Below are 24309 nucleotides of genomic sequence, written 5' to 3' on the forward strand. Positions count from 1 at the left end.
GCGGCTGCCCCGACTACATCGCCAGCCTGTCCTGCAGGCGCTTGTAGCGGGTCGCGGCGGCGACCCCCAGATGACGGAACCCGTGCAGGCGCACCGACCGCAGATCGCTCACCGGCACCGACAGCGATTCGACCGGCGCGCCCAGTACCCGCTCGGCCAGCTCGATGCCCAGCGCGGTCGAAATGGCGATGCCGCGGCCGTTGCACCCCAGCGAAACGTGCATGCCCGCGGCGGGCTCGTGCACGTGCGGCAGGTGATCGGTGGTGACCGCGAAGTAGCCGCTCCAGTGGTACTCCCAATCCAGCTTGCCCAGGTGCGCGAACAGCTCCGCGCCCGCGCGATGCAGGAACGGCACGATGCGTGCGTGCTCCAGGCCCGCGGTCGCGCCAGCGCCCCCCATCACCAGGCGGCCGTCCGGAGACAGCCGGAAGGAGGTCAGCAGCTGGCGCGTATCGCTGGATACGTGCCCCTGCGGCAGGATCTCGCGGCGCATCGCCTCGGGCAGCACGCGCGTGGCGACCTGCGCCGTGCGTACCGGCACGATGGACGTGCGCAGGCCGGGCACCAGCCGGTCGGCATAGCCGCCGGTGGCCACGATCACGCTGGGCGCCCTGGCCTCGCCGGCCTGGCAGCGCGCCAGCCATTGCCCGGCTTCGCGGCGCAACGCCTCGGCACGCGCGCCGCCGAAGATCGTCGCGCCCAGCGACAGGGCCACGCGCGCCAGGCCACGCGCGTAGGCCAGGGGCTGCACATGGCCGCCACGCGGATCCAGCCAGCCCAGCCGATAGCGCGGCGTGCCCAGCAGGCGCGCCAGTTCGCCGGCCTGCAACAGGCGCGTGGCCACGCCACGTTCGCCCCAGGCCTGGCAACGGCGCTCGACCGCGCGCAGGCCGCTGCCGGTGAACGCGGGCTGGATCCAGCCCTTGTTGCCGGCGGCGCAATCGATGCCGAATTCGTCGATCAGCCTGAATACGACGCCCGGCGCCTCGCTGCCGAAGCGCACCAGCCGGCGGCCGGCCTCGCCCGGGTAGAGCGTCTCGATTACCTCGGGGTCCTGCTTCAGGCCGGCGATCACCTGCCCGTTGTTGCGCCCGGACGCCCCCCAGCCGGGCTCGGCCGCATCCAGCACGATCACCCGCCTGCCTTCGCGGCACAGGCGTATGGCGGCCGACAGGCCGGTGAACCCGGCGCCGATGATCAGCACGTCGGCAACATGGCGCCCGTCCAGGGACGGGAGCGCCGGCGCCGCCGGCGCGGTAGCCGCCCACAATGAATCGGGCAACCGCAAGGGTTCGCCCAGCAGTCGGTCGGGATTCATCGCGCCTGCGCCCCCGCCACCGCGCCGCAAGGGCGGGTTTGCCGTGGCGCGGTGCGCCGGGCGGTCCATCCGTATTTCGTCTTGCTGTCAGCCATGATGCCCGAGTGGTCCGTGCGCAGCGCCTTACGCAACGCGCAGCGCCCTGTATCCGTATCTCTATACATACGTATACGTGAATCTTATATCGTATACGAATATCGGCGCTGCTGGTGAAATCCCTAGGCCGGTACGATATCATGATATGTATATCATTTAATATAATCGTATACGAATATAGCGGCCGGGCGGCCTTGCCCGGCGGCCCTTCATGGATCCTGCACATGCCCACCGTACGCGTCGAACTCTCCCCCGGCCGCAGCGCCGAACAGAAAACCCGCTATATGCAGGAAGTCACGCGCCTGACGGTGGAGATCCTCAAGTGCCCGGTCGAAAGCGTGGATGTCATCTTCATCGAAATCCCGCCGACCGAATGGGCCCACGGCGGAAAGTTCTACGCCCAGCCCCCGGCTTGAGCATCGGCGCGGCCCGCCCCGGGATGCCGCGGCCGCGGCCGCGCCGCGCCACGGTAAAATCGACGGTTTTCGACCGTGGCGCAGACGCGCCCATCGAGGTTTTCCCATGTCTTCCCCCAAAGTCGGCTTCGTCAGCCTCGGCTGTCCCAAGGCCCTGGTCGATTCCGAACGCATCCTGACCCAGCTTCGCACCGAAGGCTACGAGGTCACGCCCGAATACAACGACGCCGATGTCGTGGTGGTCAACACCTGTGGCTTCATCGACAGCGCCAAGGCCGAATCGCTCGAAGCGATCGGCGAGGCCATCGCCGAGAACGGCAAGGTCATCGTGACCGGCTGCATGGGCGTGGAAGAATCCGTCATCCGGCAGGTGCACCCCAGCGTGCTGGCCGTGACCGGACCGCAGCAGTACGAGGAAGTGGTGCGCGCGGTGCACGGCGTGGCGCCGCCCCGCCAGGACCACAACCCATACCTGGACCTGGTCCCGCCGCAAGGCGTCAAGCTGACGCCGCGCCATTATGCCTACCTGAAGATTTCCGAAGGCTGCAACCATCGCTGCAGCTTCTGCATCATTCCGTCCATGCGCGGCGACCTGGTGAGCCGGCCGGTGGGCGACGTGCTCAGCGAGGCCGAGCGGCTGGTGCGGGCCGGCGTCAAGGAACTGCTGGTCATCTCGCAGGACACCAGCGCCTATGGCGTGGACATCAAGTACCGCAGCGGCTTCTGGAATGGGCGGCCGGTCAAGACGCGCATGACCGAGCTGTGCGCCGCGCTGTCCGAGCTCGGCGTGTGGACCCGCCTGCATTACGTCTATCCGTATCCGCACGTGGACGAAGTGATCGGCCTGATGGCCGACGGCAAGGTGCTGCCCTATCTGGACATCCCGTTCCAGCATGCCAGCCCGCGCATTCTGCGCGCCATGAAGCGCCCGGCGTTCGAGGACAAGACGCTGGCGCGCATCAAGCGCTGGCGCGAAGAGTGCCCCGACCTGACGCTGCGCTCGACCTTCATCGTGGGCTTTCCGGGCGAGACCGAGGAAGACTTCCAGTACCTGCTGGACTGGATGAGCGAAGCCCAGCTCGACCGCGTCGGCTGTTTCCAGTACTCGCCGGTCGAAGGCGCGCCGGCCAACACGCTCGACAATCCCGTGCCGGACGAGGTCAAGCAGGAGCGCTGGGAGCGCTTCATGGAACACCAGCAAGCCATCTCCACCGCGCGCCTGAGCACGCGGGTAGGCCGGGAGATCGACGTGCTGATCGACAGCGTGGACGAAGAAGGCGCGGTCGGCCGCTCCAGCGCCGACGCGCCGGAGATCGACGGCTGCGTCTACGTCGACAGCGAGCAGCCGCTGAAGGCCGGCGACATGGTGCGGGTGCGCGTCACCGACTCCGACGAGTACGACCTCTGGGGCGAGCGGATCGCCTGATCGAAAGCACAGGTGCCTGTCCCTGTCGGGACAGGCACCGAATCAACACGGTGCCTCCTTCATGGCGGGATCACAGAAGGTCCGACAGGTCGTCGGCGTGCTCCTCTTCCATGGCGAGGATGTCCTCCAGCAGCCGGCGCGTGGTCGGATCGGCCTCGCCGACATAGTCGACCATCTGGCGATAGCTGTCGATGGCGATGCGTTCGGCGATGAGGTTCTCCTTGATCATGTCCTTGAGATCCTTGCCTTCCACATATTCGGCGTGGCTGCGTTCGAGCAGGCCGACCGGCGAGAGATCGGGCTCGCCGCCGAGCTGCACGATGCGTTCGGCCAGACGGTCGGCGTGCCCCTGTTCCTCGGCGGCATGCTCGGCGAATTCGGCGGCGACCGGCTCGGCGCTCAAGCCGCGCGCCATGAAGGCGTGGCGCTTGTAGCGCAGCCAACAGACCACTTCGGTGGCCAGGGCTTCGTTGAGCAGGCGCAGCACGGTCGCGCGGTCGGCGCGGTATCCCTCGGTCACGGCGCCGGACTCGATGTCGCGGCGGGCCTTGGCCCGGATGGCCTTCACATCGACGGCGAACGCGCGGTGTGGCTGGGTGGCTGACTGTTCCATATCGCTGACTCCCAAAATAGAAGACAAAACGACGCTGTATGTTCAAGCGCCCCTCTCGATCCAGTGTACAGACCTGGGCGCGCCGCGCTGTGTCAAGACATTGCCCATGGCCGTCCGCGGCAGACCTCGTCCCAGTTTGCGTAAACTAGGGCCTGGCCCGCGCTCGCGATGCAACTGGTAACGAGCGCATGGACTCTTGAACGAGTTATGAAAATTCAGAACATCTGTGTGTACTGCGGCTCGAACAGCGGCCGCCAACCCGAGTACATCGAGCACGCGCAAGGCTTCGCACGCGAGCTGGTCAAGCGCGGCCTGGGACTGGTGTACGGCGGCGCCAGCGTCGGCATCATGGGCGCGGTGGCCGATACCGTGATGGCCGAAGGCGGCCGGGTCATCGGCATCATTCCCGAGGCGCTGATGAAGAAGGAGCTGGCGCACCGCGGCCTGACCGAACTGCATGTGGTGCAGTCGATGCACGAGCGCAAGACGCTGATGGCGCAGAAGGCCGACGGTTTCGTCGCCCTGCCCGGCGGCGCGGGCACGCTGGAAGAGATCTTCGAAATCTGGACCTGGGCGCAATTGGGCATGCACCAGAAGCCATGCGGCCTGCTCAATATCGCCGGCTATTACGACCTGCTGGGTCAGTTCCTGAATCACACGGTGGATGAAGCCTTCATGCGCCCGCAACATCGCGCCATGCTCGCCATCGACCACGACCCGGCAGCCCTGTTGGACCACTTCGCCAGCTACGTCGCGCCCACGGTTTCCAAGTGGATCGCGCCGGGCGAACACTGACCCGCGATGACCCACGCCATGCCGACCCAACCCGCCGCTCCACGCACCACGGCCTGCCTGCTGCGCGACTACTTCCGCGCCAAGGACGAAAACCGGCCGTTGTACATGGCCCGCGCCTTCGCGCCCGACGCCGTGCTGAAAATGGCGCTGCGCACACAGGCCATCGCCTTTCCGCCCGAGTCGCACGGATTGGCGGCCATCGCCGACACGCTGTCGCGCAAGTTCGGCCAGACCTACGACAACGTCTACACCTTCTACCTGGCGCATCCGGGCGAGCACGCCGTGCTGCCCGAGTTCTCGTGCGACTGGATGGTGGGCATGACGGACAAGGCCAGCGGCGAGGTCCGCGTCGGGTGCGGCAGCTATGACTGGGTGTTCCAGGCCGAGCCGCACCTGGTCAAGCGGCTGACCATCACCATCGAATCGATGCTGACGCTGCCCGCCGATACGGCCGGCCCCGTGTTCGGCTGGCTGACCGCGCTGCCCTACCCGTGGACCGACGCGCAGCGCGTGGTGGCCAGCGCGCCGCCCATCGAGAGCCTGGCGCCGATCATGTACTGGCTGCGCCGCGACGTGCGCCGCGCCGATCCCACCGGCGGCATGGCATGAAATACCGGCTGGCCGCGTTCGATTTCGATGGCACGCTGGCCGATACCCTGCCCTGGTTCGAATCCGTCATGGACGGGGTGGCCGACAAGTACGGCTTCCGCAAGGCCAGCGCCGCCGACAAGGCGCAACTGCGCCACCGCAGCACGCGCGAGATCATGGCGTTCCTGGAAGTGCCGGTCTGGAAGCTGCCGGCCATCATGGCCCATGTGCGCCAGCTGATGCGCGAGATCGATCCGGCGGTGCGCATGTTCGCCGGCGTGCCGGCCGCGCTCGCGCAACTGAAGGCGGCCGGCCTGCGCCTGGCCGTGTGCAGCTCGAACTCGCTCGACAACGTGCGCCGCGTGCTGGGCCCGCAGACCGGCGCGCTGATCGACGACTACGAATGCGGCGCCGACCTGTTCGGCAAGCCCGCCAAGCTGGCGCGCCTGATGGCCCGCCATGGCGTGGAGCGGACCCGCTGCATCCTGATCGGCGACGAAATGCGCGACATCGACGCCGCGCGCAAGGCCGGCGTGATGGCGGGCTCGGTGGCCTGGGGCTACAACCACGTCGACGCGCTGCGCGCCCGTGCTCCCGACGAAATCTTCGAGCAGGTGACCGATCTGGCCGCCGTGCTCGCGCCCGGCTTTCCCTCCTTCCCACCGACGCCATGAGCTCCGATCCCACGCATCGCATCACCGACCTCGACACCCTGCAGGCCCGGTACGGCACGCCGGCCCCGAACTCGCTGACCAAGGAAGTCGATTACCTGCACCCCCATTACCGCGCCTTCGTCGAAACGGCGCCGTTCGTGGTGCTGGCCACCAGCGGCCCGCAGGGGCTGGACGCCTCGCCGCGCGGCGACGGCCCGGGTTTCGTCGTCATCGAGGACGACCGCACGCTGCTGCTGCCGGATCGACGCGGCAACAACCGCATCGACAGCCTGCGCAACATCGTGGCCGATCCGCGCGTGGCGCTGCTGTTCCTGGTGCCGGGGGTGGGCGAGACGCTGCGCGTGAACGGGCAGGCCGAGATCAGCGTCGAACCGGCGCTGCTGGCGCGCTTCGCGGTCGACGGCAAGCCGCCGCGCAGCGTGCTGCGCGTGCGCGTGGAAACGGTGTTCTTCCAGTGTTCGCGCGCCATCGTGCGGTCGGCGCTGTGGAACCCCGACGCCCGCGTGGACCGCGCCAGCCTGCCCAGCGCCGGCCAGATCCTGGGCGCGCTGAGCGCCGGGACGCTCGACGGCGAACGCTACGACCGCGAGCTGCCCGAGCGCGTGCGCGCGACGCTGTACTAGCAGGCTGGCGGCGGCGGCCGCCTCAGGGCTGCCAGCCGCGCACGAAGACGTCCACCGGCTGGCGCTTGCCGCCGGCCTTCTGCAATTCCAGCAGACGCAACACACCCTGCCCGGTGGCGATATCGATGCCTTGCGCATCGGCGCGCAACACGGCCCCGGGCGGGCCGCCGGCAGCCTGCTCCAGCGCCTGGGCGCGCCACACCTTGACCGGATCGTCCAGGCCGGGCAGGCGGATGGTCGCGCCCGGCACGGGGTTGAAAGCGCGCACACGGCGCGCCAGCACAGCGGCCGGCAGGCTGCAGTCGAGCGCCGCCTCGGCCTTGTCCAGCTTGGCCGCGTAGGTCACGCCGGCGTCGGGCTGGCGGCGCGGCGCCAGCCCGCCCTGGCCCAGCGCGGCCAGCGCGTCGACGATGGCCTGCCCGCCGGCAAGGGCCAGTTCGTCGTGCAATTGCGCGGCGGTCTGCTGCGCGCCGATGGGCACGGCGCGCTCCAGCAGCATGTCGCCGGTGTCCAGTCCCGCGTCCATCTGCATGATGGTCACGCCGGTCTCGGCGTCGCCCGCCTCGATGGCGCGCTGGATGGGCGCCGCGCCACGCCAGCGCGGCAGCAGGCTGGCGTGGATGTTCAGGCAGCCCAGGCGCGGCAGGTCCAGCGTCCATTGCGGCAGGATCAGGCCGTAGGCGGCCACCACCATGACATCCGGCGCCACGCGCTCCAGCTGCGCGCGCGCGGCGGCCGCCTCGTCCGGATAGCGGCCGTCGAGCCGCAGGCTGCGCGGCTGGGCGACCTCGATGCCGGCGGCCAGGGCCGCCTGCTTGACCGGACTGGGCGTCAATTTCAGGCCGCGGCCAGCCGGCCGGTCGGGCTGGGTCAGCACCAGCGGCACGTCGTGGCCGGCGGCAAGCAGCGCATCGAGCGCGATACGGGCGAATTCGGGAGTGCCGGCGAAAACAAGGCGCATGGGACGGTCGGAAACGGGTCAGGGCGCGGCGCGCGCGCCGCGGACATCAAGAACGGGCGCGCCGCCTAGGCGCGCTCGGCCTCGCGCTCGGCCTTCTTGAGCTTGGTCTTGATGCGGTTCTGCTTGAGGTTGGACAGGTATTCGACGAACACCTTGCCATCGAGATGGTCGATTTCGTGCTGCACGCACACGGCCAGCAGGCCGTCGGCCTCGAACTCGTAGGGCTGGCCTTGCTGGTCCAGCGCCTTGCAGCGGATGCGCGCGGCGCGCTCGACCTCGTCGTAGATGCCGGGCACCGACAGACAGCCTTCCTCGTAGGTCTGGCGTTCGTCGCTCTTCCAGGTGATCTCGGGGTTGATCAGCACGCGCAGGTCGTTGCCCTCTTCCGAGACGTCGATCACCACGACGCGCTCGTGCACGTCGACCTGGGTGGCCGCCAGCCCGACGCCCGGCGCATCGTACATGGTGTCGGCCATGTCGCGAACCAGCTGCCGGATGCGGTCGTCCACTACCGCGACCGGCTTGGCCGTCTTGTGCAGGCGCGGGTCGGGATAACGAAGGATGGAAAGCAAAGCCATGAGGGATCAAGCGCCAAAGTCTATGTATGCAGACTCATATCATAATTCATTAGACACTTGATTTCTAATAGGTTTCTCCTAAGTCCGGGATATGCCGGGCTTCAGGTCACCGCGGCGCGCTCGCGGTATTGGGGACGGTCCCAGGCGCGGGTGTCCAGCACCTCCCTGAGGATCTCGACGGCATCCCAGATATCGGCGTGGCTCAGGTACAGGGGCGTGAGCCCGAAGCGCAGCAGCTCAGGTTCGCGGTAATCGCCGATGACCCCGCGCGCGATCAGCGCCTGCATCACGGCGTAGCCCTGCGGATGCAGGAAGCTGACATGGCTGCCGCGGCGCGCATGCTCGCGCGGCGTCGCCAGGGTCAGGGGATGGTCGGCGCAGCGGCTTTCCACCAGCGCGATGAACAGGTCGCCCAGCGCCAGGGACTTGGCGCGCACCTGCGCGATATCGGCCCGCAGGGCGATATCCAGGCCGCATTCGGCGGTGGCCAGCGAGACAATCGGCTGGGTGCCGCACAGATAGCGGCGTATGCCTTGCGCGGGCACGTAGGTGTCGGCCATTTCGAACGGCTGGCGGTGCCCCCACCAGCCCGACAGCGGCTGCCAGAAGTCGTCGCGATGGCGCGGCGCGACCCAGATGAAGGCCGGCGAGCCCGGGCCGCCATTGAGGTACTTGTAGGTGCAGCCCACGGCGAAGTCCGCGCCATCGGCATCCAGCGCCACGGGCACGGCGCCGGCCGCGTGCGCCAGGTCCCAGATGATGAGCGCGCCGCGGGCATGCGCCTGCCGCGAGACGGCGGCCATATCGTGCATGGCGCCGGTGCGGTAGTTCACGTGCGAGAGCAGCACCACGGCGACGTCGTCGTCCAGCGCCTGCTCCAGCGACAGCCCGGCGTCGACCAGGCGCAGTTCGTAGCCCTGCCGCAGCAGGTCTATCATGCCCTGGATCATGTACAGGTCGGTCGGGAAGTTGTCGCGCTCGGACACGATCACCTTGCGCTGCGGCGCGGCGCGCTGCGCCAGCCGCAAGGCGGCGGCCAGCGCCTTGAAAATGTTCAGCGAGGTGCTGTCGGTCATGACGACCTCGTCCTGTCCGGCGCCGATCAGCCCGGCCAGCTTGTTGCCCAGCCGCGCCGGCAGCTCGAACCAGCCTGCGGTGTTCCAGCTGCGGATCAGGCCCTGCCCCCATTCCTGGCCGATGACCTGCGCGGCGCGCGCCGCCGCCCCCCTGGGCAGCGCGCCCAGCGAATTGCCGTCCAGGTAGATCAGGCCGGCAGGCAGTTCGAACTCGTCCTTGAAGGCGGCCAGCGGATCGCGGCGGTCGGCCTCCAGGCAGGCCTGGCGCGTCGTCATTGCTTCTTCCCGATACTTGAAATATCAAATATGGTAGCAGCGGGCGGCCCGGGGTTGATTGCAAAATCACCATGACAGCGAGGCCGATTTGCACGAATATGCGAACCAATTCGAACAGCACGAAAGAAAATTGCCCATGCAACTGGACGCCATCGATCGCCGCATCCTCGACATCCTGCAAACCGAAGGCCGCCTGAGCAACCAGGACCTGGCCGACCGGGTCGCGCTGTCGCCGTCGGCCTGTCTGCGGCGCGTGCGCGCCCTGGAAGACGGCGGCGTCATACAGGGCTACCGGGCGGTGCTGGACCCGCGCTGCCTGGGCCTGGACTTCGAGGCCATCGTGCACGTATCTCTGGATCAATCCCAGGCTGGCTGGCACGAGGCCTTCGTCGCGCGCCTGGCCGGGCTGCAGGAAGTGCGCCAGGCCAGCATCGTGACCGGCTCGTCGAACTATGTGCTGCAGGTGCGCACGCGCGACCTGGCGGCGTTCTCGGCCTTCGTGGTGGACAAGCTCAACGGCATCGCCGGCGTGCGCGAGATCCACTCGCACATCGTCATGCGCAAGGTGAAGGATTGCGGCGGCGTGTTGCCCGTGGACCCGGCCGGCCTGGCCGGGCCATAGCGGCTCGGCAGCAGCCGAGCGTGGCGGCAAAGTCGCGCATCCGTCCGCGCACGCCGCGCCCGCATGCGACACTACGGCCGTCCGATTTCTTTCTCACGCCATGCCGCTCACGCACACCCGCGCCGAACTCTCCGCCTGGCTGCGCCTGTCGCAGGAACCCGGCGTCGGTCCCGCCGCCGCCTATGCGCTGCTGGCCGCGCTGGGCATGCCCGAGCAGATCTACGCCCAAGGCAGCGCCACGCTGGCGCGCCACGTGCCGCAGGACGTCGCGCGCCAGCTGCGCGCGCCGCTGTCCGACGAGGCCGCGGCGCTGATCGAACAAACGCTGCAATGGGCCGAGCAACCCGGCCACCACATCCTGACCCTGGCCGACCCCGCCTATCCGCAACAGCTGCTGACCATCGCCGACCCGCCCATCCTGCTGTACGTCAACGGCGACCCCGCCTGCCTGCGCCGGCCCGCCATGGCGGTGGTGGGCGCGCGCAACGCCACGCCCGGCGGGCAGGACAACGCACGCGCCTTCGCGCGCCACCTGGCCGGCCAGGGCTGGTGCATCGTCAGCGGCCTGGCCCTGGGCATCGACGCGGCGGCCCATGAAGGCGCGCTGCTGGCCGGCGCGCAGGGCGCCGGCACGGTGGCCGTGATGGGCACCGGCATCGACCGCATCTACCCCGCCGCGCACCGCGACCTGGCGCATCGCATCGTCCAGCACGGCGCGCTGGTCAGCGAACTGCCCCTGGGCACGGGGGCCCAGCGCCACCATTTTCCGCGCCGCAACCGCCTGGTGGCGGGCCTGGCGCGCGGCGTCCTGGTGGTCGAGGCGGCGCGCCAGAGCGGCTCGCTCATCACCGCGCGGCTGGCCGGCGAAAACGGCCGCGAAGTGTTCGCCATCCCCGGCTCCATCCACTCGCCCCTGTCGCGCGGCTGCCATGCCCTGATCCGCCAGGGCGCCAAGCTGGTCGAAACCGCGCAGGACATCGCCGACGAGCTGGGCGGCGCGGGCCCGGCCGCCTCGGCGCGGACCGCCCCGCCGGACCGGCCGGCGCCGCCCCACCCCCTGCTCGATGCGCTGGGCTTCGATCCCCTGCACCTGGATGCGCTGCAAGCCCGCACCGGCATGGACGCCGCCAGCCTGAACGCCCAGCTGCTGGAGCTGGAACTCGATGGCCGCGTCGCGCGCGTCGAGGGCGGCCGGTTCCAGCGCCTGCGCTAAGGCCGCTGCCAGCAAGCGGGGCGGCGCCCGCCGCGCGGAACGTACTAATATTGTTCGTTGATCGCGAATCACGGCCGCCCGCGCGGGCGGCCGACCCATCCACAGGAACAGCCATGTCCCAGCCCAGCCGCGTCAAGATCGTCGAAGTCTCGCCCCGCGACGGCTTGCAGAACGAGAAGGAATTCATCGCCACCGACATCAAGGTGGAACTGGTCGACCGCCTGAGCGCAGCCGGCTTCCAGAATGTCGAAGCCGCGTCGTTCGTATCGCCCAAGTGGGTGCCGCAAATGGCCGACGGCGCCGAGGTGATGGCGCGCATCGCGCGCCGGCCGGGCACGATTTATTCGGTGCTGACGCCCAACATGAAAGGGCTGGAAGGCGCCCTGGCCGCCCGCGCCGACGAAATCGTGATTTTCGGCGCGGCCAGCGAGGCGTTTTCGCAGAAGAACATCAACTGCTCGATCGCCGAATCCATCGCGCGCTTCGAGCCGGTGGCCGCCGCCGCCAGGCAGGCCGGCGTGCGGGTGCGCGGCAGCATCAGCTGCGCGCTGGGCTGTCCCTACCAGGGCGAGGTGCCGGTCGAGGCCGTGGTGGATGTGGCCCGGCGCTTCCTGGCGCTGGGCTGCGACGAAATCGACGTCGCCGACACCATAGGCGTGGGCACGCCGCGCCGGGTGCGCGAGGTCATGGACGCCGTCACGCGCGTGGTCGACCCGGCGCGCGTCTCGGGCCATTTCCACGACACCTACGGCCAGGCGCTGGCCAATATCCTGGCGGCCCTGGAGACCGGCATCGCCATCTTCCACGCCTCGGCATCGGGCCTGGGCGGATGCCCCTACGCCAAGGGCGCGACCGGCAACGTCGCCACCGAGGACGTGCTATACATGCTGCGCGGCCTGGACATCGAGACGGGCATCGATTTCGACGCCGTGGTCGATATCGGCCAGTGGATTTCGGGCCACCTGCAGCGCAAGGGCTCCAGCCGCGCCGGCAACGCCGTGGCGGCCAAGCGCGCGGCCTGAGCCAGGAACCAGCCCGCGTAGAATGCACGACCCGCAGGAGCTCCCGCGCCAGGCCCCGCGCCGGGGCCCCGCGGCAACGACGCCAGGGCGCCCATACGCCCTCCTCATGCTACGCGGCCTCGCCGCATCGCCCGTTCCATTCATGAACAATCTATTCGCCGCACCGACCCCGGAAGAACACGCCGCCTTGCTGCAGGAAATCGGCCCTTTGCCGCTGTCCGGCCAGGCCTGGCCCGATTGGGTGCGCATCCTGGCCTGGATCGTGCTGGCCGTGATCGGCGTGCAGATCGTGACGACCGCCATCGGCCTGCCTCCCGGCCAGGTCAACCCCGTACTGGCCGGCACCATCATCCTGTGCTTCCTCGGCCTGGCGCTGGTGTCGTGGCACATGCAGATTTCGGTCACCCGCATCGACGAATCGGGCCTGCGGCAGACCTGGATCACCCGCCGCGAAGTCGCCTGGCAGGACATCCAGTTCGCCAAGTTCGTGCCCTTGCTGTTTTCCAAGCGGCTGGTCGTCTTCACGCGCCACGGCCGCCCCATCGTGTTCCAGGGCGGCACCCGCGACCTGCAGGTCGCGTTCGCCAAGATTTCGCTGCTGTACCGCCGCAAGCGCTGAGACGGCGGCCCGCCACGGGCCGCCGGGCGCTGCGTCAGCGAATCGGCAGTGCGTACATCAGGCCGCCCTGGGTCCATTGCGCGTTCAGGCCGCGCTGGATCTTCAACGGGCTGCCCTGGCCGACGTTGCGTTCGAAGCTCTCGCCGTAGTTGCCGACCTGCTTGATGATGTTGTAGGCCCACTTTTCATCCAGGCCCAGGTTGGCGCCGGCGCCCGGCGTCACGCCCAGGATGCGGCGCACGTTGGGGTTTTCGCTCTTGAGCTGCTCGTCCACGTTGGCCGTGGTCACGCCGTACTCCTCGGCCTCGATCATGGCCGACAGCGACCAGCGCACGATATTGAGCCACGCGTCGTCGCCCTGGCGCACGAAAGGCCCCAGGGGCTCTTTCGAAATGATCTCCGGCAGCACGACGTAGTCATCGGGCTTCTCGAGCCGCGAAATGCGGATCGACGCCAGTCCCGACGCATCCGTGCTGAACACGTCGCAGCGCCCCGAGGCAAAGGCATTGACCACTTCGTTGAAGGTTTCGATCACCACCGGCTTGTAGCTGACCTGGTTGGCGCGCGCCCAGTCGGCCAGCGTGTTCTCGTTGGACGTGCCCGTCTGCAGACAGATGGTGGCGCCGTTGAGCTCCTTCGCGCTCTTGACGCCCAGCGACTTGGGCACCATGAAGCCCTGGCCGTCGTAGAAGTTGATGCCGGCGTGGATGATGCCCAGCGCGGTGTCGCGTTGCTGCGTCACCGTCGTGTTGCGGGTCAGCACGTCCACTTCGCCCGATTGCAGGGCGGTGAATCGCTGCTGCGAGTTCAGCGGCACGACCTTGATCTTGCTGGCGTCGCCGAACACCGCCGCGGCGACGGCACGGCACAGGTCGACGTCCAGGCCGCGCCAGGTGCCTTGCTTGTCGGGCGCCGAGAACCCGGCGAAACCGGTTGTGGTGCCGCACACGACCGTGCCGCGTTTTTTCACCACATCCAGCGTGGCGCCCTGCGCGCCGGCCACCATGCCGGCCAAGAGCGCGGCCGCGGCCAATCCTTGTGCGATCTTCATGTTCCTGCCCTCCGTTGCGTTGCGGCGCTCCCGGCGCCGACCAAACCCGCAAGATTACCCAGCCCGCCAGGCACCGGCAAATAACCGGGCGTTCGAACCATATGCCGGTGGCCTCAGGCCGCCAGCGAAATCGATACCGGCGCGTTGGCCTCGCAGGCCTGCAGCGCGCGGCCCAGGCGCACGATGCCCTGCGCGATCTGCGCCTCGTTCATGGTGGCGAACGACATGCGCAAGGCATTGACATCGGCCTGGGCCGGGTCGGCGTAGAACGCCTTGCCCGGCACATAGACGACTTCGTGTTCGATAGCGTAGGGCAGCAGGCGCGTCGCGTCGATAGCGCCGTTCAGGCGCGCCCAGAAGAACATGCCTCCCTCGGGCTTGCGAAACACGACCCGCTCGCCCAGCTCGCGCTCCAGCGCCGCGGCCATGGCGTCGCAGCGCGCGCCGTAAGCGGCGCGAATGCGCGGCACATGTTGCGCATAGCGGCCGTCGGCCAGGTACTGGGCCACCATTTCCTGGGTCCAGGCCGAGCAGGCCATATCGTCGGCCGCCTTGGCCCCGACCACGCGGCGGCGCACCTCGGCCGGCGCCACCACCCAGCCGATGCGCAACGCCGGCGCCATGGTCTTGGACATGCTGGAGATATACACGGCCCAATGGCGCGCCTGCCCCTCGGCCAGCGCCGCGATGGGCGGCACCGTCTCGCCGGCGAAGCGCAGTTCGCCATAAGGGTCGTCCTCGACGATCAGGAACCGATGCCTGACCGCCAGCTCCAGCAGCCTGAGGCGGCGTTCGCGGCTGATGGTGGCCCCGCATGGATTGGAAAACGAGGCCACGACGCAGACCATCTTGGGACGCACCCGCGCGGCCAGCGCATCGAGCGCATCGAGATCGATGCCGCTCGGCCCGGACGGCACGGTATGCACCGCGGCGCCGGTGTAGCGCAGCGCCTGTACCGAATTGGGAAAGGCCGGCGTCTCGATGACCGCGACGTCGCCCGGCTGCAGCATCACCCGGGCAAGCAGCGCCAGCGCCTGCTGCGACCCGCCCGTGACCGCCAGTTCGGTGTCGGCGTCGCAGTGCAGGCCGCGCGCCGCGCTCAGGCGCGCCAGCTCGTGCCGCAGGCTGGCCTGTCCGTCGATGTTCGAGTACTGCAGGCAGGCGCCCAGGCGTTCGAGCACCTGGCGCGAAGCCGCGGCCAGCCCCTCGACATCGAACAGCTCCTGGGCCGGGTAGCCTCCCGCCAGCGAAATGGTGCCCGGCCGCATGGCATAGGGCATGAGCGAGCGGATCGGCGAGGCGGGCGGATGCTGGAAAGGCGCGGCAAACGCGTAATCGGGCGCGGCGAGGGGCATGGGAGGCGAACGCGAAAAGAGTACGGCAGGCGGCGGGGCGCGCTGGAACGTTGAAATCTGAACAGATGCCCGACGATTCTAAGAGGGGGACACAGCAGGGTCAACGCGCGCCGGCCCGGATGCGGCATCGGCGCAACCCGTTCGGCGCGGCCCCGCGGCGCCGGCCGCGGCCAGGCCCTAAACTATGGGTGCTATGGGTGACATGGCCGCGCAACGCCGCGGCGCATACGAGAGATACCGCATGACAGAAGTAGATTCGATGCCGCACCGGCTGGCTGCCATCCAGGCCCGCATCAAGGCCGCCTGTGAACGCAGCGCACGTCCGCCCGAAAGCGTGGCGCTGCTGCCGGTAAGCAAGACCTTTCCCGTCGAGGCAATCCGGCACGCCGCGGCGCTGGGCCTGCGGCGTTTCGGCGAGAACAAGACCCAGGAAATCCGCCACAAGGCGCCGGAACTGGCCGACCTGGACCTGCAGTGGGTCATGATCGGACACCTGCAGACCAACAAGGCCAAGGACGTGGCGCGCGATGTCGCCGAAGTCCAGTCGCTGGACCGGCTGGAACTGGCCGACGCGCTGCAGCGCCGCCTGGAAATGGAGGCGCGCTCGCTCGACGTGCTGGTACAGGTGAAGACCTCGCCCGAACCCAGCAAATATGGACTGGCGCCCGAACTGCTGCCTGGCTTCCTGCGTACCCTGGTCAGCGACTTCCCGGCCTTGCGCGTGCAGGGCCTGATGACCATGGCCGTCAACGACGAGGATCCGCAGGCCGTGCGCGCGTGCTTCCGCCTGTTGCGCGAACTGCGCGACCGCGCGCGCGACAGCGTGCCCGGCGTGGCGCTGGACCGCCTGTCCATGGGCATGAGCGGCGACTTCGAAATCGCCATCGAGGAAGGCTCCACCGAAATCCGCATCGGCAGCGCCCTGTTCGGCGCGCGCCCGGCCAGCGCGCCATAGGGGTGCCTGTCCCGGCGGGGACAGGCACCCTTGCCGCAGGTGTCGCTCCCCATGCGGAGACAGGCGCCGAAGGCACTGCGCGAGGCATAATAGCTCCCGTAACAATGGCGCGCCGTCCGGCGCGCCCATTCCCATATCCCGCACTCGAGGAGACAACATGCACAAGCATGCAAAGCGCCTGCTGGCGCTGGCCGCGCTGACCTTTGCCGCCGGCGCCGCGGCACAGAACTGGCCCAGCCAGCCGCTGCGCTGGATCGTGCCCTACCCGGCCGGCGGGGGCACCGACGTGGTGGCCCGCACCGTCGCCGGCAGCCTGGAAAAGCCGCTGGGCCAGACCATCGTGGTCGAGAACCGCCCCGGCGCGGCCACCATCATCGGCGCCACCGCCATTGCGCAAGCCGATCCGGCCGGCTATGTCGTCGGCACGGCCGACTCCGGCACGCTGGCCTTCAACCCCTCGCTGTACGCCAAGCTGTCGTACGACCCGGCCAAGTTCACGTATATCGGCGGCATCGCCCGGTTCCCGCTGATGCTGGCGGTGAACGTGAACTCGCCGTACAAATCGGTGGAAGACGTGCTGCAGGCGGCCCGCAAGGAGCCCGCCAAGCTGACCGCCGCCTCGGCCGGCGCCGGTTCGCCGCACCATCTGGCGCTGGAGCTTTTCAAGCAGCGCGCCAACGTGGACGTACTGCACGTGCCCTACAAGGGCGCCGCGCCGGCCATCCAGGACTTGCTGGGCGGGCAGGTGGACATGATGTTCATCGATCTGGCCGCGGGCCTGCCCAATATCAAGGCTGGCAAGCTGCGCGTGCTGGGCACGGCCACGCCCGAGCGCCTGGCCGTGCTGCCGGACGCGCCCACCATGGCCGAACAGGGCGTGGCCGATTTCACCGCCTACGCCTGGCAGGGGCTGGTCGGGCCGGCCGGCATGCCCGAGGCAGCCGTCAAGAAGCTGGGCGGCGAACTCGAGCAAAGCCTGAAATCGCCCGCCGTGTCGCAAAAGCTGCTGGACATGGGCGTCATGCCCATGCCGATGACGCCGCAGGACTTCAAGGCCTACGCCGAGAAGGAGCGCGCCGCCTGGGCCGATGTCATCAAGAAGGCGAATATCCGCCTGGAATGAACGGTACGCGGGGCGGACGGCCTGCGGGCCGCCGCCCCGTACCGCATCAGTGCTTCATGTGGCCGTGATCGTGGCCGGCCATGCCGGGGTTGTGGCCCAAGGGCTTGACCTTGAACTTCACCGCCACCTCGCCGGCCTGCTCGAACTTCAGCGTGGCCGGCACTTCGCCGCCTTCGGCGAAGGGCGCCTTCAGCTTCAGGAACATGACGTGATAGCCGCCCGGCGCCAGCCTGGCCTTGCCGTCGGCCGGCACGGCCACGCCGTCGACCTGGCGCATCTGCGCCACGCCGTTCTCGGTGACGACGTTGTGCAATTCGACCCGCTCGGCGGCCGGCGAGCTGACCGAGACCAGGCGGTCGGCAGCCTTGGCGTCGTTCTCGATCTCCATATAGCCCGCGCCGTTGGCCTGGCCGGGAGCCGAGGCGCGCACCCAGAGGTCATCGACCTCGACCTGACCCACCTTGAAATCGGCCGCCCAGGCGGTGGTGGCCACACTCAGCCCCAATACTGCGCCCACGCCCCATTTGCGGATGTTCATTGCTTGTCCTCCTGATACGCGTTCGCCGCGCTGCGGCGAACCGGGTTAGCGCCACGCGAGGTGGCCACATCGATGCCGCCGACCGTGGCCGGCGCCTAGCGCCGCCGCACCAGGGCGCGGGCGGCCGCCAGGACCGCGTCGGTCAAGGCTTCCATCGCCTGCGAGTTTACCCGCCAATGCTGCCAGTACAGCGGCACGTCCTCCCAGGCGCGGGCGCGCAGCGGCACCAGCTGCCCGGCATCGAGCTCGGCCTGCACCAGCGGCAGCGGGTTCATGGTCCAGCCCAGCCCGCCCAGCGTGGCCTGCACAAAGGCCCGCGACGACGGCAGCCACCACACCGGCGGCTCCCAGGCGGCGCGGCCGATGATGCGGTGCGCGTAGCGCGCCTGCAGGGCGTCCTTGCGGTTGAACACCAGCACCGGCGCGCTGGCCAGCGTGCGGGCGCTAACGCCCTGGGCGAAGTAGCGCTGGTGAAACGTCGGCGTGCAGCAGGCCACGTAGCGCATGCTGCCCAGGGCATGGATGCGGCAGCCCTGCACCGGATCGGCCAGGGTCGTCACCGCGCCCAGCACCGCGCCCTTGCGCAACAGGGCGGCGGTATGGTCCTGGTCCTCCGATTGCAGGTCCAGCGTGGCGCGCGAGCGCGCCGCGAACCGCACGGCCGCGTCGACGAACCAAGTCTCCAGGCTGTCGTGGTTGACCGCCACCGGAATGCTGGCATGCGGCACTTCGTCCTCGGCCACGCCCAGGCGGTTCAGCGCGTCGTGCTCCAGAAGCGCGGCCTGCTCGGCCAGCTGCACCAGCACCTGGCCATCGTCGGTGGCCCGCGCCGGAACCGTGCGCTGCACCAGCAGGCGTCCCATGCGGTCCTCCAGCGCCTTGACCCGCTGCGAAACGGCCGAGGGAGTGACGGACAGCGCGGCCGCGGCGCGCTCGAAACTGCCTTCGCGCACCACCGCGGCCAGCGCGCGCAGATTGCCGTGATCGAGTTTCATGAAATTAGAAATACTTAATATGGTTAAAGGAAATTAGCTGTATTTCAGCATCACGGCAAGCGAGAATGGCATTCGGCGGCCCGATGAAGGCCGCCGGTTCGCACCACAATAAAAACCGCTGTCGCCGCCATGTTCACTTTGTCCGTACCCGCCTATGTCACCGCCTGGGCCAGTGGCGCCGCCACCGGCCTGGGGCTGTTTGCCGTCGTCGGCGCGCAAAGCGCCTTCATCCTGCGCCAGGGGCTGATGCGCGCGCACCTGCTGAGCATCCTGGCCGTGTGCGCCCTGATCGACGCTGTCTTCATCTTCGGCAGCGTCTGGGGGCTGCAGACGCTCACAGGCTGGTTCCCCTGGCTGACCCAGGCCATCCTGTGGTTCGGCGTGGCCTTCCTGGCCTGGTATGCGCTGCAATCCGCGCGCCGCGCGCTGCGCTCGGACGGCGGGCTGGAAGTCGCCCGCCAGGCCATTCCCTCGCGCGGCGCCGCGCTGCTGGGCGCGATCGGCTTCTCCTTGCTCAATCCTCACTTCTGGCTGGACATGATGGTGGTGGGGTCGCTGGCGCACGGCTTCGCCGATGCCCGGCTGGCGTTCGCCGCCGGCGCGCTAACCGCCAGCGTGGTCTGGCTGGCGGTCCTGGGAGTGGGGTCGCGCCTGTTCGCGCCGCTGTTTTCCAGCCCGCGCGCCTGGCGCGTGCTCGACGGCCTGATCGCCGCCGTCATGGCCCTGCTGGCGGCTCGCCTGGCCTTGGGCGGGCTGGCCGGCTAGGCCGGCTCAGCCGGCGTCGTCCAGGGCGCCGGCGGTATCGGTGTCCGCGCCGTAGCCTTTCAGGCCATCGAGGTCCAGCACCCGCACGGCGCCATATTCCACCTGCAGCAGCCCGGCCTCTTCCAGCTTGCGCAAGGCCTGGTTGGCGCGCTGGCGCGACACCCGGGCCAGGTAGCCGACCTCCTCCTGGGTGATGGTCAGCCGCATGCCCATGCCGGGATACAGCAGCGGATTGAACAGCTCGGCCAGGCAACGCGCCACGCGCGCATCCGGATCCAGCAGGCGGTCGTATTCCGCCTTGCCGATGAACTGCGCGACCCGCTCGTTCAGCTGGTGCAGCAGGTAGCGATTGAAGGGAATGCTGGTATCCAGCAGCCAGTCGAACGTGCCCGCCGGCAGGCGCGCCACCACCGAATCGCGTAGCGCCACCACGTCGTACTTGCGCACCTCGCGCTTGAGCAGCGAGCCTTCGCCGATCCACCCGCCGGCGGGCACGCCGGTCAGCGACGCGACCTTGCCCTCGGCATTGCCCACCGACACCTTCACCAGGCCGGACAGCACGCCGATCCAGACCTGTGCGAGTTCGCCTTTCCGCTCTATGATCGTGCCAGCCTGTACTTGCTGCACCGCGATGTCGCGCTCGACGCGCAGCTTCTGGGCGGCGTCGAGTACGCGGAACCACGCCGCGGCCAAGTACAGGGAATCGGCTAGCTGCATCGGGAATACCCTAAAAATCCCTTGAATGTCGCGATGGTGACAGTTGGTGGCAACCCAACCTTATACCTTAAGTCCTGCCGTAAATCTAAAACGAACTGGTCTGGCGCCTCAATAGCGGCCGCTGCATGCCGCCATCATCCCGGGCGCCCGAACCGGAGGAGACATCGTGGCGCAATCATTGCCCGCATCGGCAACGGTGCCGGCGGCCGCGCAGACTTTCCCTGCGCTGCTGCTCGAACACGCCAGCGTACGCGGGTCGCGGCCCGCGATCCGCGAAAAAGACCTGGGTATCTGGCAAACCCTTACGTGGTCCGAAGTCGCCGCTAGCGTGCGCCTGACCGCGCACGGCCTGGCCGCGCTGGGTATCGGTCCGGGCATGCACGTGGCCGTCATCGGCGAGAACCGTCCACGCCTGTACATCGCGATGATGGCCACGCAGGCGCTGGGCGCGATTCCCGTGCCGCTCTACCAGGACGCCGTCGCCCAGGAAATGGTCTATGTGCTGCAGGACGCCGAAGTCAGCGTGGTCGTGGTCGAAGACCAGGAGCAGGCCGACAAGATGCTCGAGGTGCGCGAGCAGTGCCCGGCGCTGGCGCACGTGGTCTACGACGATCCGCGCGGCATGCGCCACTACAGCGATCCGCTGCTGCGGTCGTTCGAGCAGCTGGAAGACACCGGCCGCGCGCATGCCGCCAGCCACCCCGGCTTTTTCGAGCAGGCGGTCGCGGCGGTGCGCCCGCACGACGCCGGCGCCATGTTCTACACCTCGGGCACCACGGGCAAGCCCAAGGGTGTCGTGCTCACGCACCACGCGCTGATCGACCGCGCGCGCGCCGTCGCCGAGATGGAGAACCTGACCGACCAGGAGGACGTGCTGGCCTATCTGCCGCCGGCCTGGATCGGCCAGAACATGTTCTCCTACACGCAGTTGCTGGTGTCGGGCTTCACCGTCAACCATCCCGAATCGCCCGAGACGGTGTCGATCGACATGCGCGATATCGGCCCCACCTATTATTTCGCTCCGCCGCGCGTGCTGGAAGGCCTGCTGACCCATGTCATGATCCGCATGGAAGACGCCGGCTACATCAAGCGCAAGCTGTTCCACGCCTGCATGAACCTGGCGCGGCGCGTCGGCACCCGCATCCTCGACGGCCAGCCGGTCGGCCTGTGGGACCGCCTGCGCTACCGCCTGGGCGACGCGCTGATCTACGGACCGCTGCGCAATGCGCTGGGCATGAGCCGCGTACGCGTGGCCTACACGGCGGGCGAGGCCATCGGCCCGGACCTGTTCGTGTTCTACCGCTCGATCGGCATCAACCTGAAGCAGCTCTATGGCTCGACCGAGACCTCGGTGTTCGTGTGCGTGCAGCCCGACGGCCACGTGCGCGACGACACGGTGGGCCCGCCGGTCGAGGGCGTGGACATCCGGGTCGCGGACAACGGCGAGATCCTGGTCAAGAGCCCGGGCCTGTTCAAGGAGTACTACCGCAACCCCGAGGCCACCGCCGAAGCGCGCGACGACGACGGCTGGTTCCACACGGGCGATGCCGGCTACCTGGACAGCGACGGCCAGCTCAAGATCATCGACCGCGCCAAGGACGTGGGCAAGCTGGCCGACGGCAGCCTGTTCGCGCCCAAGTACATCGAGAACAAGCTGAAGTTCTTCCCCTACATCAAGGAGGCGGTGGCCTTCGGCAACGGGCGCGACGACGTGTGCGCCTTCATCAACATCGACCTCGAGGCGGTGGGCAACTGGGCCGAGCGCCGCGGGCTGCCGTACGCGGGCTATACCGACCTGGCCGGCAAGGACGAGGTCTACGCCTTGCTGCAGGACTGCGTGGAGAAGGTCAACGCCGACCTGGCGGGCGACGCGCGCCTGGCGGCCTCGCAGGTCGGCCGCTTCCTGATCCTGCACAAGGAGCTGGACCCCGACGACGACGAACTGACCCGCACCCGCAAGGTGCGGCGCGCCTTCATCGGCCAGAAGTACGGCGTGCTGGTCGATGCGCTGTACGGCGGCAAGGATACGCAGTTCATCGAAACCGAGGTGAAGTTCGAGGACGGCCGCGTGGGCCGCATCTCGGCCGACCTGAAGATCCGCGCCGCGTGCACTTTTCCCGCCATCACCGCCAAGGCCGCCTGAACCATGAGCAACCAGACCCGCGCGCAGCGCATTGGCGACGTCATGCTGGACATGCAGAACATCTCGTTGTCGTTCGGCGGGGTCAAGGCGCTGACGGACATCTCGTTCAATGTGCGCGAGCACGAAATCCGCGCCATCATCGGCCCCAACGGCGCGGGCAAGAGTTCGATGCTCAACGTCATCAACGGCGTCTACACGCCGCAGAACGGCGCCATCATGCTGCGCGGCGAGCACTTCTCGCGGATGAGCCCGCGCCGCGCGGCCGAGATGGGCATCGCCCGCACCTTCCAGAACCTGGCCCTGTTCAAGGGCATGAGCGTGCTGGACAACATCATGACCGGCCGCAACCTGCGCATGAAGTCCGGCCTGCTGGCGCAGGCGCTGCGGCTGGGGCCGGCCGAGCGCGAGGAGATCGCCCACCGCGAGTACGTCGAGAACATCATCGACTTCCTGGAAATCCAGGCCTATCGCAAGGTGCCGGTCGGACGCCTGCCGTACGGCCTGCAAAAGCGGGTCGACCTGGGCCGCGCGCTGGCCATGGAGCCGCGCCTGCTGCTGCTGGACGAACCCATGGCGGGCATGAACATCGAGGAAAAGCAGGACATGAGCCGCTTCATCCTCGATGTCAACGACGAGTTCGGCACCACCATCGTGCTGATCGAACACGACATGGGCGTGGTGATGGATATCTCGGACCGCGTCGTCGTCCTCGACTACGGCAAGAAGATCGGCGACGGCTCGCCCGACGAGGTCCGCTCCAACGAAGACGTCATCCGCGCCTATCTCGGCGTGGCGCACTGAGGCGACAGACATGGGATTCTTCCTCGAAACATTGTTCGGCGGCCTGATGAGCGGCATGCTGTACGCGCTGATCGGCCTGGGCTTCGTGCTGATCTTCAAGGCCTCGGGCGTGTTCAACTTCGCCCAGGGCGCCATGGTGCTGGTGGCTGCGCTGTCGATGGCGCGGTTCTCCGAATGGATTCCGCAGTGGCTGGGCTTCGAGAACATGCTGCTGGCCAACGTGCTGGCCTTCATCGTCAGCGCGCTGGTCATGTTCGTGCTGGCGGTCGCGGTCGAGCGCTTCGTGCTGCGCCACCTGGTCAACCAGGAAGCCACCACGCTGCTGATGGCCACGCTGGGCATCAGCTACTTTCTCGACGGCCTGGGGCAGATCGCCTTCGGCAGCTCGGTGTACTCGATCAACGTCGGCATGCCCAAGGATCCGGCCATCATCCTCGAAACGATGTTCGAGGGCGGCCTGCTGATCAACCTGGAAGACCTGACCGCCGCCGTGGTGGCGGCCCTGCTGGTGGCCGCGCTGGCGCTGTTCTTCCAGTACACCTCGACCGGCCGCGCCCTGCGCGCGGTGGCCGACGACCACCAGGCGGCCCAGTCCATCGGCATCCCGCTCAACCGCATCTGGGTCATTGTCTGGAGCGTGGCGGGCCTGGTCGCGCTGGTGGCCGGCATCATCTGGGGTTCGAAGTTCGGCGTGCAGTTCACCCTGTCGACCGCCGCGCTGCGCGCGCTGCCGGTGGTGATCCTGGGCGGGCTGACCTCGGTGCCCGGCGCCATCCTGGGCGGCCTGATCATCGGGGTGGGCGAGAAGATGTCGGAGGTGTACCTGGGGTCGCTCGTGGGCGGCGGCATCGAAATCTGGTTCGCCTATGTGTTGGCGCTGGTGTTCCTGCTGTTCCGTCCGCAAGGGCTGTTCGGCGAGAAGATCATCGACCGGGTCTGAGGAAAAATTC

The 24309-nt window shown here is 68.5% G+C and carries 26 protein-coding genes; 16 read left to right on the forward strand and 10 right to left on the reverse strand.

Annotation, left to right across the window (positions count from 1 at the left end):
* Window positions 1-13: 13 nt before the first annotated feature.
* Window positions 14-1318 (reverse strand): NAD(P)/FAD-dependent oxidoreductase, encoded by a 1305-nt coding sequence (locus EL288_RS22915; protein ID WP_456298094.1) that lies wholly within the window; start codon window positions 1316-1318, stop codon window positions 14-16.
* 320 nt (window positions 1319-1638) lie between these two features.
* On the opposite strand from EL288_RS22915, the gene EL288_RS22920 reads away from it, so the two are divergent.
* Together EL288_RS22920 and rimO are read left to right on the forward strand one after the other, a co-directional pair.
* Window positions 1639-1830, forward strand: coding sequence for a 4-oxalocrotonate tautomerase (locus tag EL288_RS22920; protein ID WP_003807315.1), 192 nt, complete (start codon window positions 1639-1641; stop codon window positions 1828-1830).
* A 106-nt stretch (window positions 1831-1936) separates the two neighbouring features.
* A complete protein-coding gene (rimO, locus tag EL288_RS22925) occupies window positions 1937-3256 on the forward strand; it encodes a 30S ribosomal protein S12 methylthiotransferase RimO (protein WP_003807313.1) in 1320 nt (439 codons plus the stop codon).
* 70 nt (window positions 3257-3326) lie between these two features.
* On the opposite strand, the gene EL288_RS22930 is transcribed toward rimO, so the two are convergent.
* Window positions 3327-3896 (reverse strand): ferritin-like domain-containing protein, encoded by a 570-nt coding sequence (locus EL288_RS22930; RefSeq protein ID WP_003807311.1) that lies wholly within the window; start codon window positions 3894-3896, stop codon window positions 3327-3329.
* A 180-nt stretch (window positions 3897-4076) separates the two neighbouring features.
* Here EL288_RS22930 and EL288_RS22935 point away from each other — a divergent pair, with 180 nt between their 5' ends.
* Genes EL288_RS22935 through EL288_RS22950 form a run of 4 tightly spaced genes read left to right on the forward strand, consistent with a single transcriptional unit; the run spans window position 4077 to window position 6549 of the window.
* Window positions 4077-4664 (forward strand): LOG family protein, encoded by a 588-nt coding sequence (locus tag EL288_RS22935; protein WP_010929870.1) that lies wholly within the window; start codon window positions 4077-4079, stop codon window positions 4662-4664.
* Between the two features lie 6 nt (window positions 4665-4670).
* Window positions 4671-5273, forward strand: coding sequence for a hypothetical protein (locus EL288_RS22940; protein WP_003807307.1), 603 nt, complete (start codon window positions 4671-4673; stop codon window positions 5271-5273).
* A complete protein-coding gene (locus tag EL288_RS22945; RefSeq protein ID WP_003807305.1) occupies window positions 5270-5926 on the forward strand; it encodes an HAD hydrolase-like protein in 657 nt (218 codons plus the stop codon). Before EL288_RS22940 ends, EL288_RS22945 begins: the two co-directional genes overlap by 4 nt.
* Entirely contained in the window at window positions 5923-6549 is a 627-nt protein-coding gene (locus EL288_RS22950; protein ID WP_033458507.1) for a pyridoxamine 5'-phosphate oxidase family protein, read from the forward strand. The genes EL288_RS22945 and EL288_RS22950 overlap by 4 nt, the downstream gene beginning before the upstream one ends.
* A gap of 22 nt (window positions 6550-6571) precedes the next feature.
* Here the strand turns inward: EL288_RS22950 and fmt are convergent, their stop codons facing one another.
* The 3 genes from fmt to kynU all read right to left on the reverse strand — a co-directional run bounded on the left by fmt (window position 6572) and on the right by kynU (window position 9440).
* Entirely contained in the window at window positions 6572-7510 is a 939-nt protein-coding gene (gene fmt / locus EL288_RS22955; RefSeq protein WP_003807302.1) for a methionyl-tRNA formyltransferase, read from the reverse strand.
* A gap of 65 nt (window positions 7511-7575) precedes the next feature.
* The gene (gene def / locus EL288_RS22960) at window positions 7576-8088 is read right to left on the reverse strand and encodes a peptide deformylase (RefSeq protein WP_003807300.1); all 513 of its coding nucleotides are present in this window, start codon (window positions 8086-8088) and stop codon (window positions 7576-7578) included.
* A 101-nt stretch (window positions 8089-8189) separates the two neighbouring features.
* Window positions 8190-9440 (reverse strand): kynureninase, encoded by a 1251-nt coding sequence (gene kynU, locus EL288_RS22965; RefSeq protein ID WP_003807298.1) that lies wholly within the window; start codon window positions 9438-9440, stop codon window positions 8190-8192.
* A 136-nt stretch (window positions 9441-9576) separates the two neighbouring features.
* Between kynU and EL288_RS22970 the strand changes: the two genes are divergently transcribed.
* From EL288_RS22970 to EL288_RS22985, 4 genes are all read left to right on the forward strand, one after another.
* Window positions 9577-10062 carry an Lrp/AsnC family transcriptional regulator gene (locus tag EL288_RS22970; protein ID WP_033450634.1) on the forward strand — a complete coding sequence of 162 codons (486 nt, stop codon included), beginning with the start codon at window positions 9577-9579 and terminating at the stop codon, window positions 10060-10062.
* Window positions 10063-10162: 100 nt separating this feature from the next.
* On the forward strand, window positions 10163-11275 hold the full coding sequence (gene dprA / locus EL288_RS22975) for a DNA-processing protein DprA (protein WP_003807293.1): 1113 nt from the start codon (window positions 10163-10165) through the stop codon (window positions 11273-11275).
* Window positions 11276-11388: 113 nt separating this feature from the next.
* Window positions 11389-12297 (forward strand): hydroxymethylglutaryl-CoA lyase, encoded by a 909-nt coding sequence (locus tag EL288_RS22980; RefSeq protein ID WP_003807291.1) that lies wholly within the window; start codon window positions 11389-11391, stop codon window positions 12295-12297.
* A 142-nt stretch (window positions 12298-12439) separates the two neighbouring features.
* Window positions 12440-12916 (forward strand): membrane protein, encoded by a 477-nt coding sequence (locus EL288_RS22985; RefSeq protein ID WP_003807289.1) that lies wholly within the window; start codon window positions 12440-12442, stop codon window positions 12914-12916.
* A gap of 34 nt (window positions 12917-12950) precedes the next feature.
* Here the strand turns inward: EL288_RS22985 and EL288_RS22990 are convergent, their stop codons facing one another.
* Both EL288_RS22990 and EL288_RS22995 read right to left on the reverse strand, forming a co-directional pair.
* A complete protein-coding gene (locus EL288_RS22990; protein WP_003807287.1) occupies window positions 12951-13967 on the reverse strand; it encodes an amino acid ABC transporter substrate-binding protein in 1017 nt (338 codons plus the stop codon).
* A gap of 113 nt (window positions 13968-14080) precedes the next feature.
* Entirely contained in the window at window positions 14081-15322 is a 1242-nt protein-coding gene (locus tag EL288_RS22995) for an aminotransferase-like domain-containing protein (protein ID WP_003807284.1), read from the reverse strand.
* Between the two features lie 202 nt (window positions 15323-15524).
* On the opposite strand from EL288_RS22995, the gene EL288_RS23000 reads away from it, so the two are divergent.
* On the forward strand, window positions 15525-16277 hold the full coding sequence (locus tag EL288_RS23000) for a YggS family pyridoxal phosphate-dependent enzyme (protein WP_003807283.1): 753 nt from the start codon (window positions 15525-15527) through the stop codon (window positions 16275-16277).
* Between the two features lie 157 nt (window positions 16278-16434).
* Window positions 16435-17400, forward strand: a complete 966-nt coding sequence (locus EL288_RS23005) for a Bug family tripartite tricarboxylate transporter substrate binding protein (RefSeq protein WP_003807281.1) — start codon at window positions 16435-16437, stop codon at window positions 17398-17400.
* A gap of 46 nt (window positions 17401-17446) precedes the next feature.
* Here the strand turns inward: EL288_RS23005 and EL288_RS23010 are convergent, their stop codons facing one another.
* On the reverse strand, window positions 17447-17938 hold the full coding sequence (locus EL288_RS23010) for a copper chaperone PCu(A)C (protein WP_003807278.1): 492 nt from the start codon (window positions 17936-17938) through the stop codon (window positions 17447-17449).
* 95 nt (window positions 17939-18033) lie between these two features.
* Window positions 18034-18933: a LysR family transcriptional regulator ArgP gene (locus tag EL288_RS23015; RefSeq protein ID WP_003807275.1), complete on the reverse strand. Its 900-nt coding sequence runs from the start codon at window positions 18931-18933 to the stop codon at window positions 18034-18036.
* A 129-nt stretch (window positions 18934-19062) separates the two neighbouring features.
* Between EL288_RS23015 and EL288_RS23020 the strand changes: the two genes are divergently transcribed.
* Window positions 19063-19698, forward strand: coding sequence for a LysE/ArgO family amino acid transporter (locus EL288_RS23020; protein WP_003807274.1), 636 nt, complete (start codon window positions 19063-19065; stop codon window positions 19696-19698).
* 6 nt (window positions 19699-19704) lie between these two features.
* Here the strand turns inward: EL288_RS23020 and EL288_RS23025 are convergent, their stop codons facing one another.
* Window positions 19705-20415: a Crp/Fnr family transcriptional regulator gene (locus EL288_RS23025; protein WP_003807272.1), complete on the reverse strand. Its 711-nt coding sequence runs from the start codon at window positions 20413-20415 to the stop codon at window positions 19705-19707.
* A gap of 166 nt (window positions 20416-20581) precedes the next feature.
* Between EL288_RS23025 and EL288_RS23030 the strand changes: the two genes are divergently transcribed.
* From EL288_RS23030 to EL288_RS23040, 3 genes are read left to right on the forward strand one after another with little or no spacing between them, the layout of a single operon-like run.
* Window positions 20582-22558, forward strand: coding sequence for an AMP-dependent synthetase/ligase (locus tag EL288_RS23030; protein WP_033458504.1), 1977 nt, complete (start codon window positions 20582-20584; stop codon window positions 22556-22558).
* A gap of 3 nt (window positions 22559-22561) precedes the next feature.
* Window positions 22562-23359, forward strand: coding sequence for an ABC transporter ATP-binding protein (locus EL288_RS23035; protein WP_003807268.1), 798 nt, complete (start codon window positions 22562-22564; stop codon window positions 23357-23359).
* Window positions 23360-23369: 10 nt separating this feature from the next.
* The gene (locus EL288_RS23040; RefSeq protein ID WP_003807265.1) at window positions 23370-24299 is read left to right on the forward strand and encodes a branched-chain amino acid ABC transporter permease; all 930 of its coding nucleotides are present in this window, start codon (window positions 23370-23372) and stop codon (window positions 24297-24299) included.
* Window positions 24300-24309: the final 10 nt, after the last annotated feature.

Source organism: Bordetella bronchiseptica (assembly GCF_900636925.1).
Lineage (GTDB): Bacteria > Pseudomonadota > Gammaproteobacteria > Burkholderiales > Burkholderiaceae_B > Bordetella > Bordetella pertussis.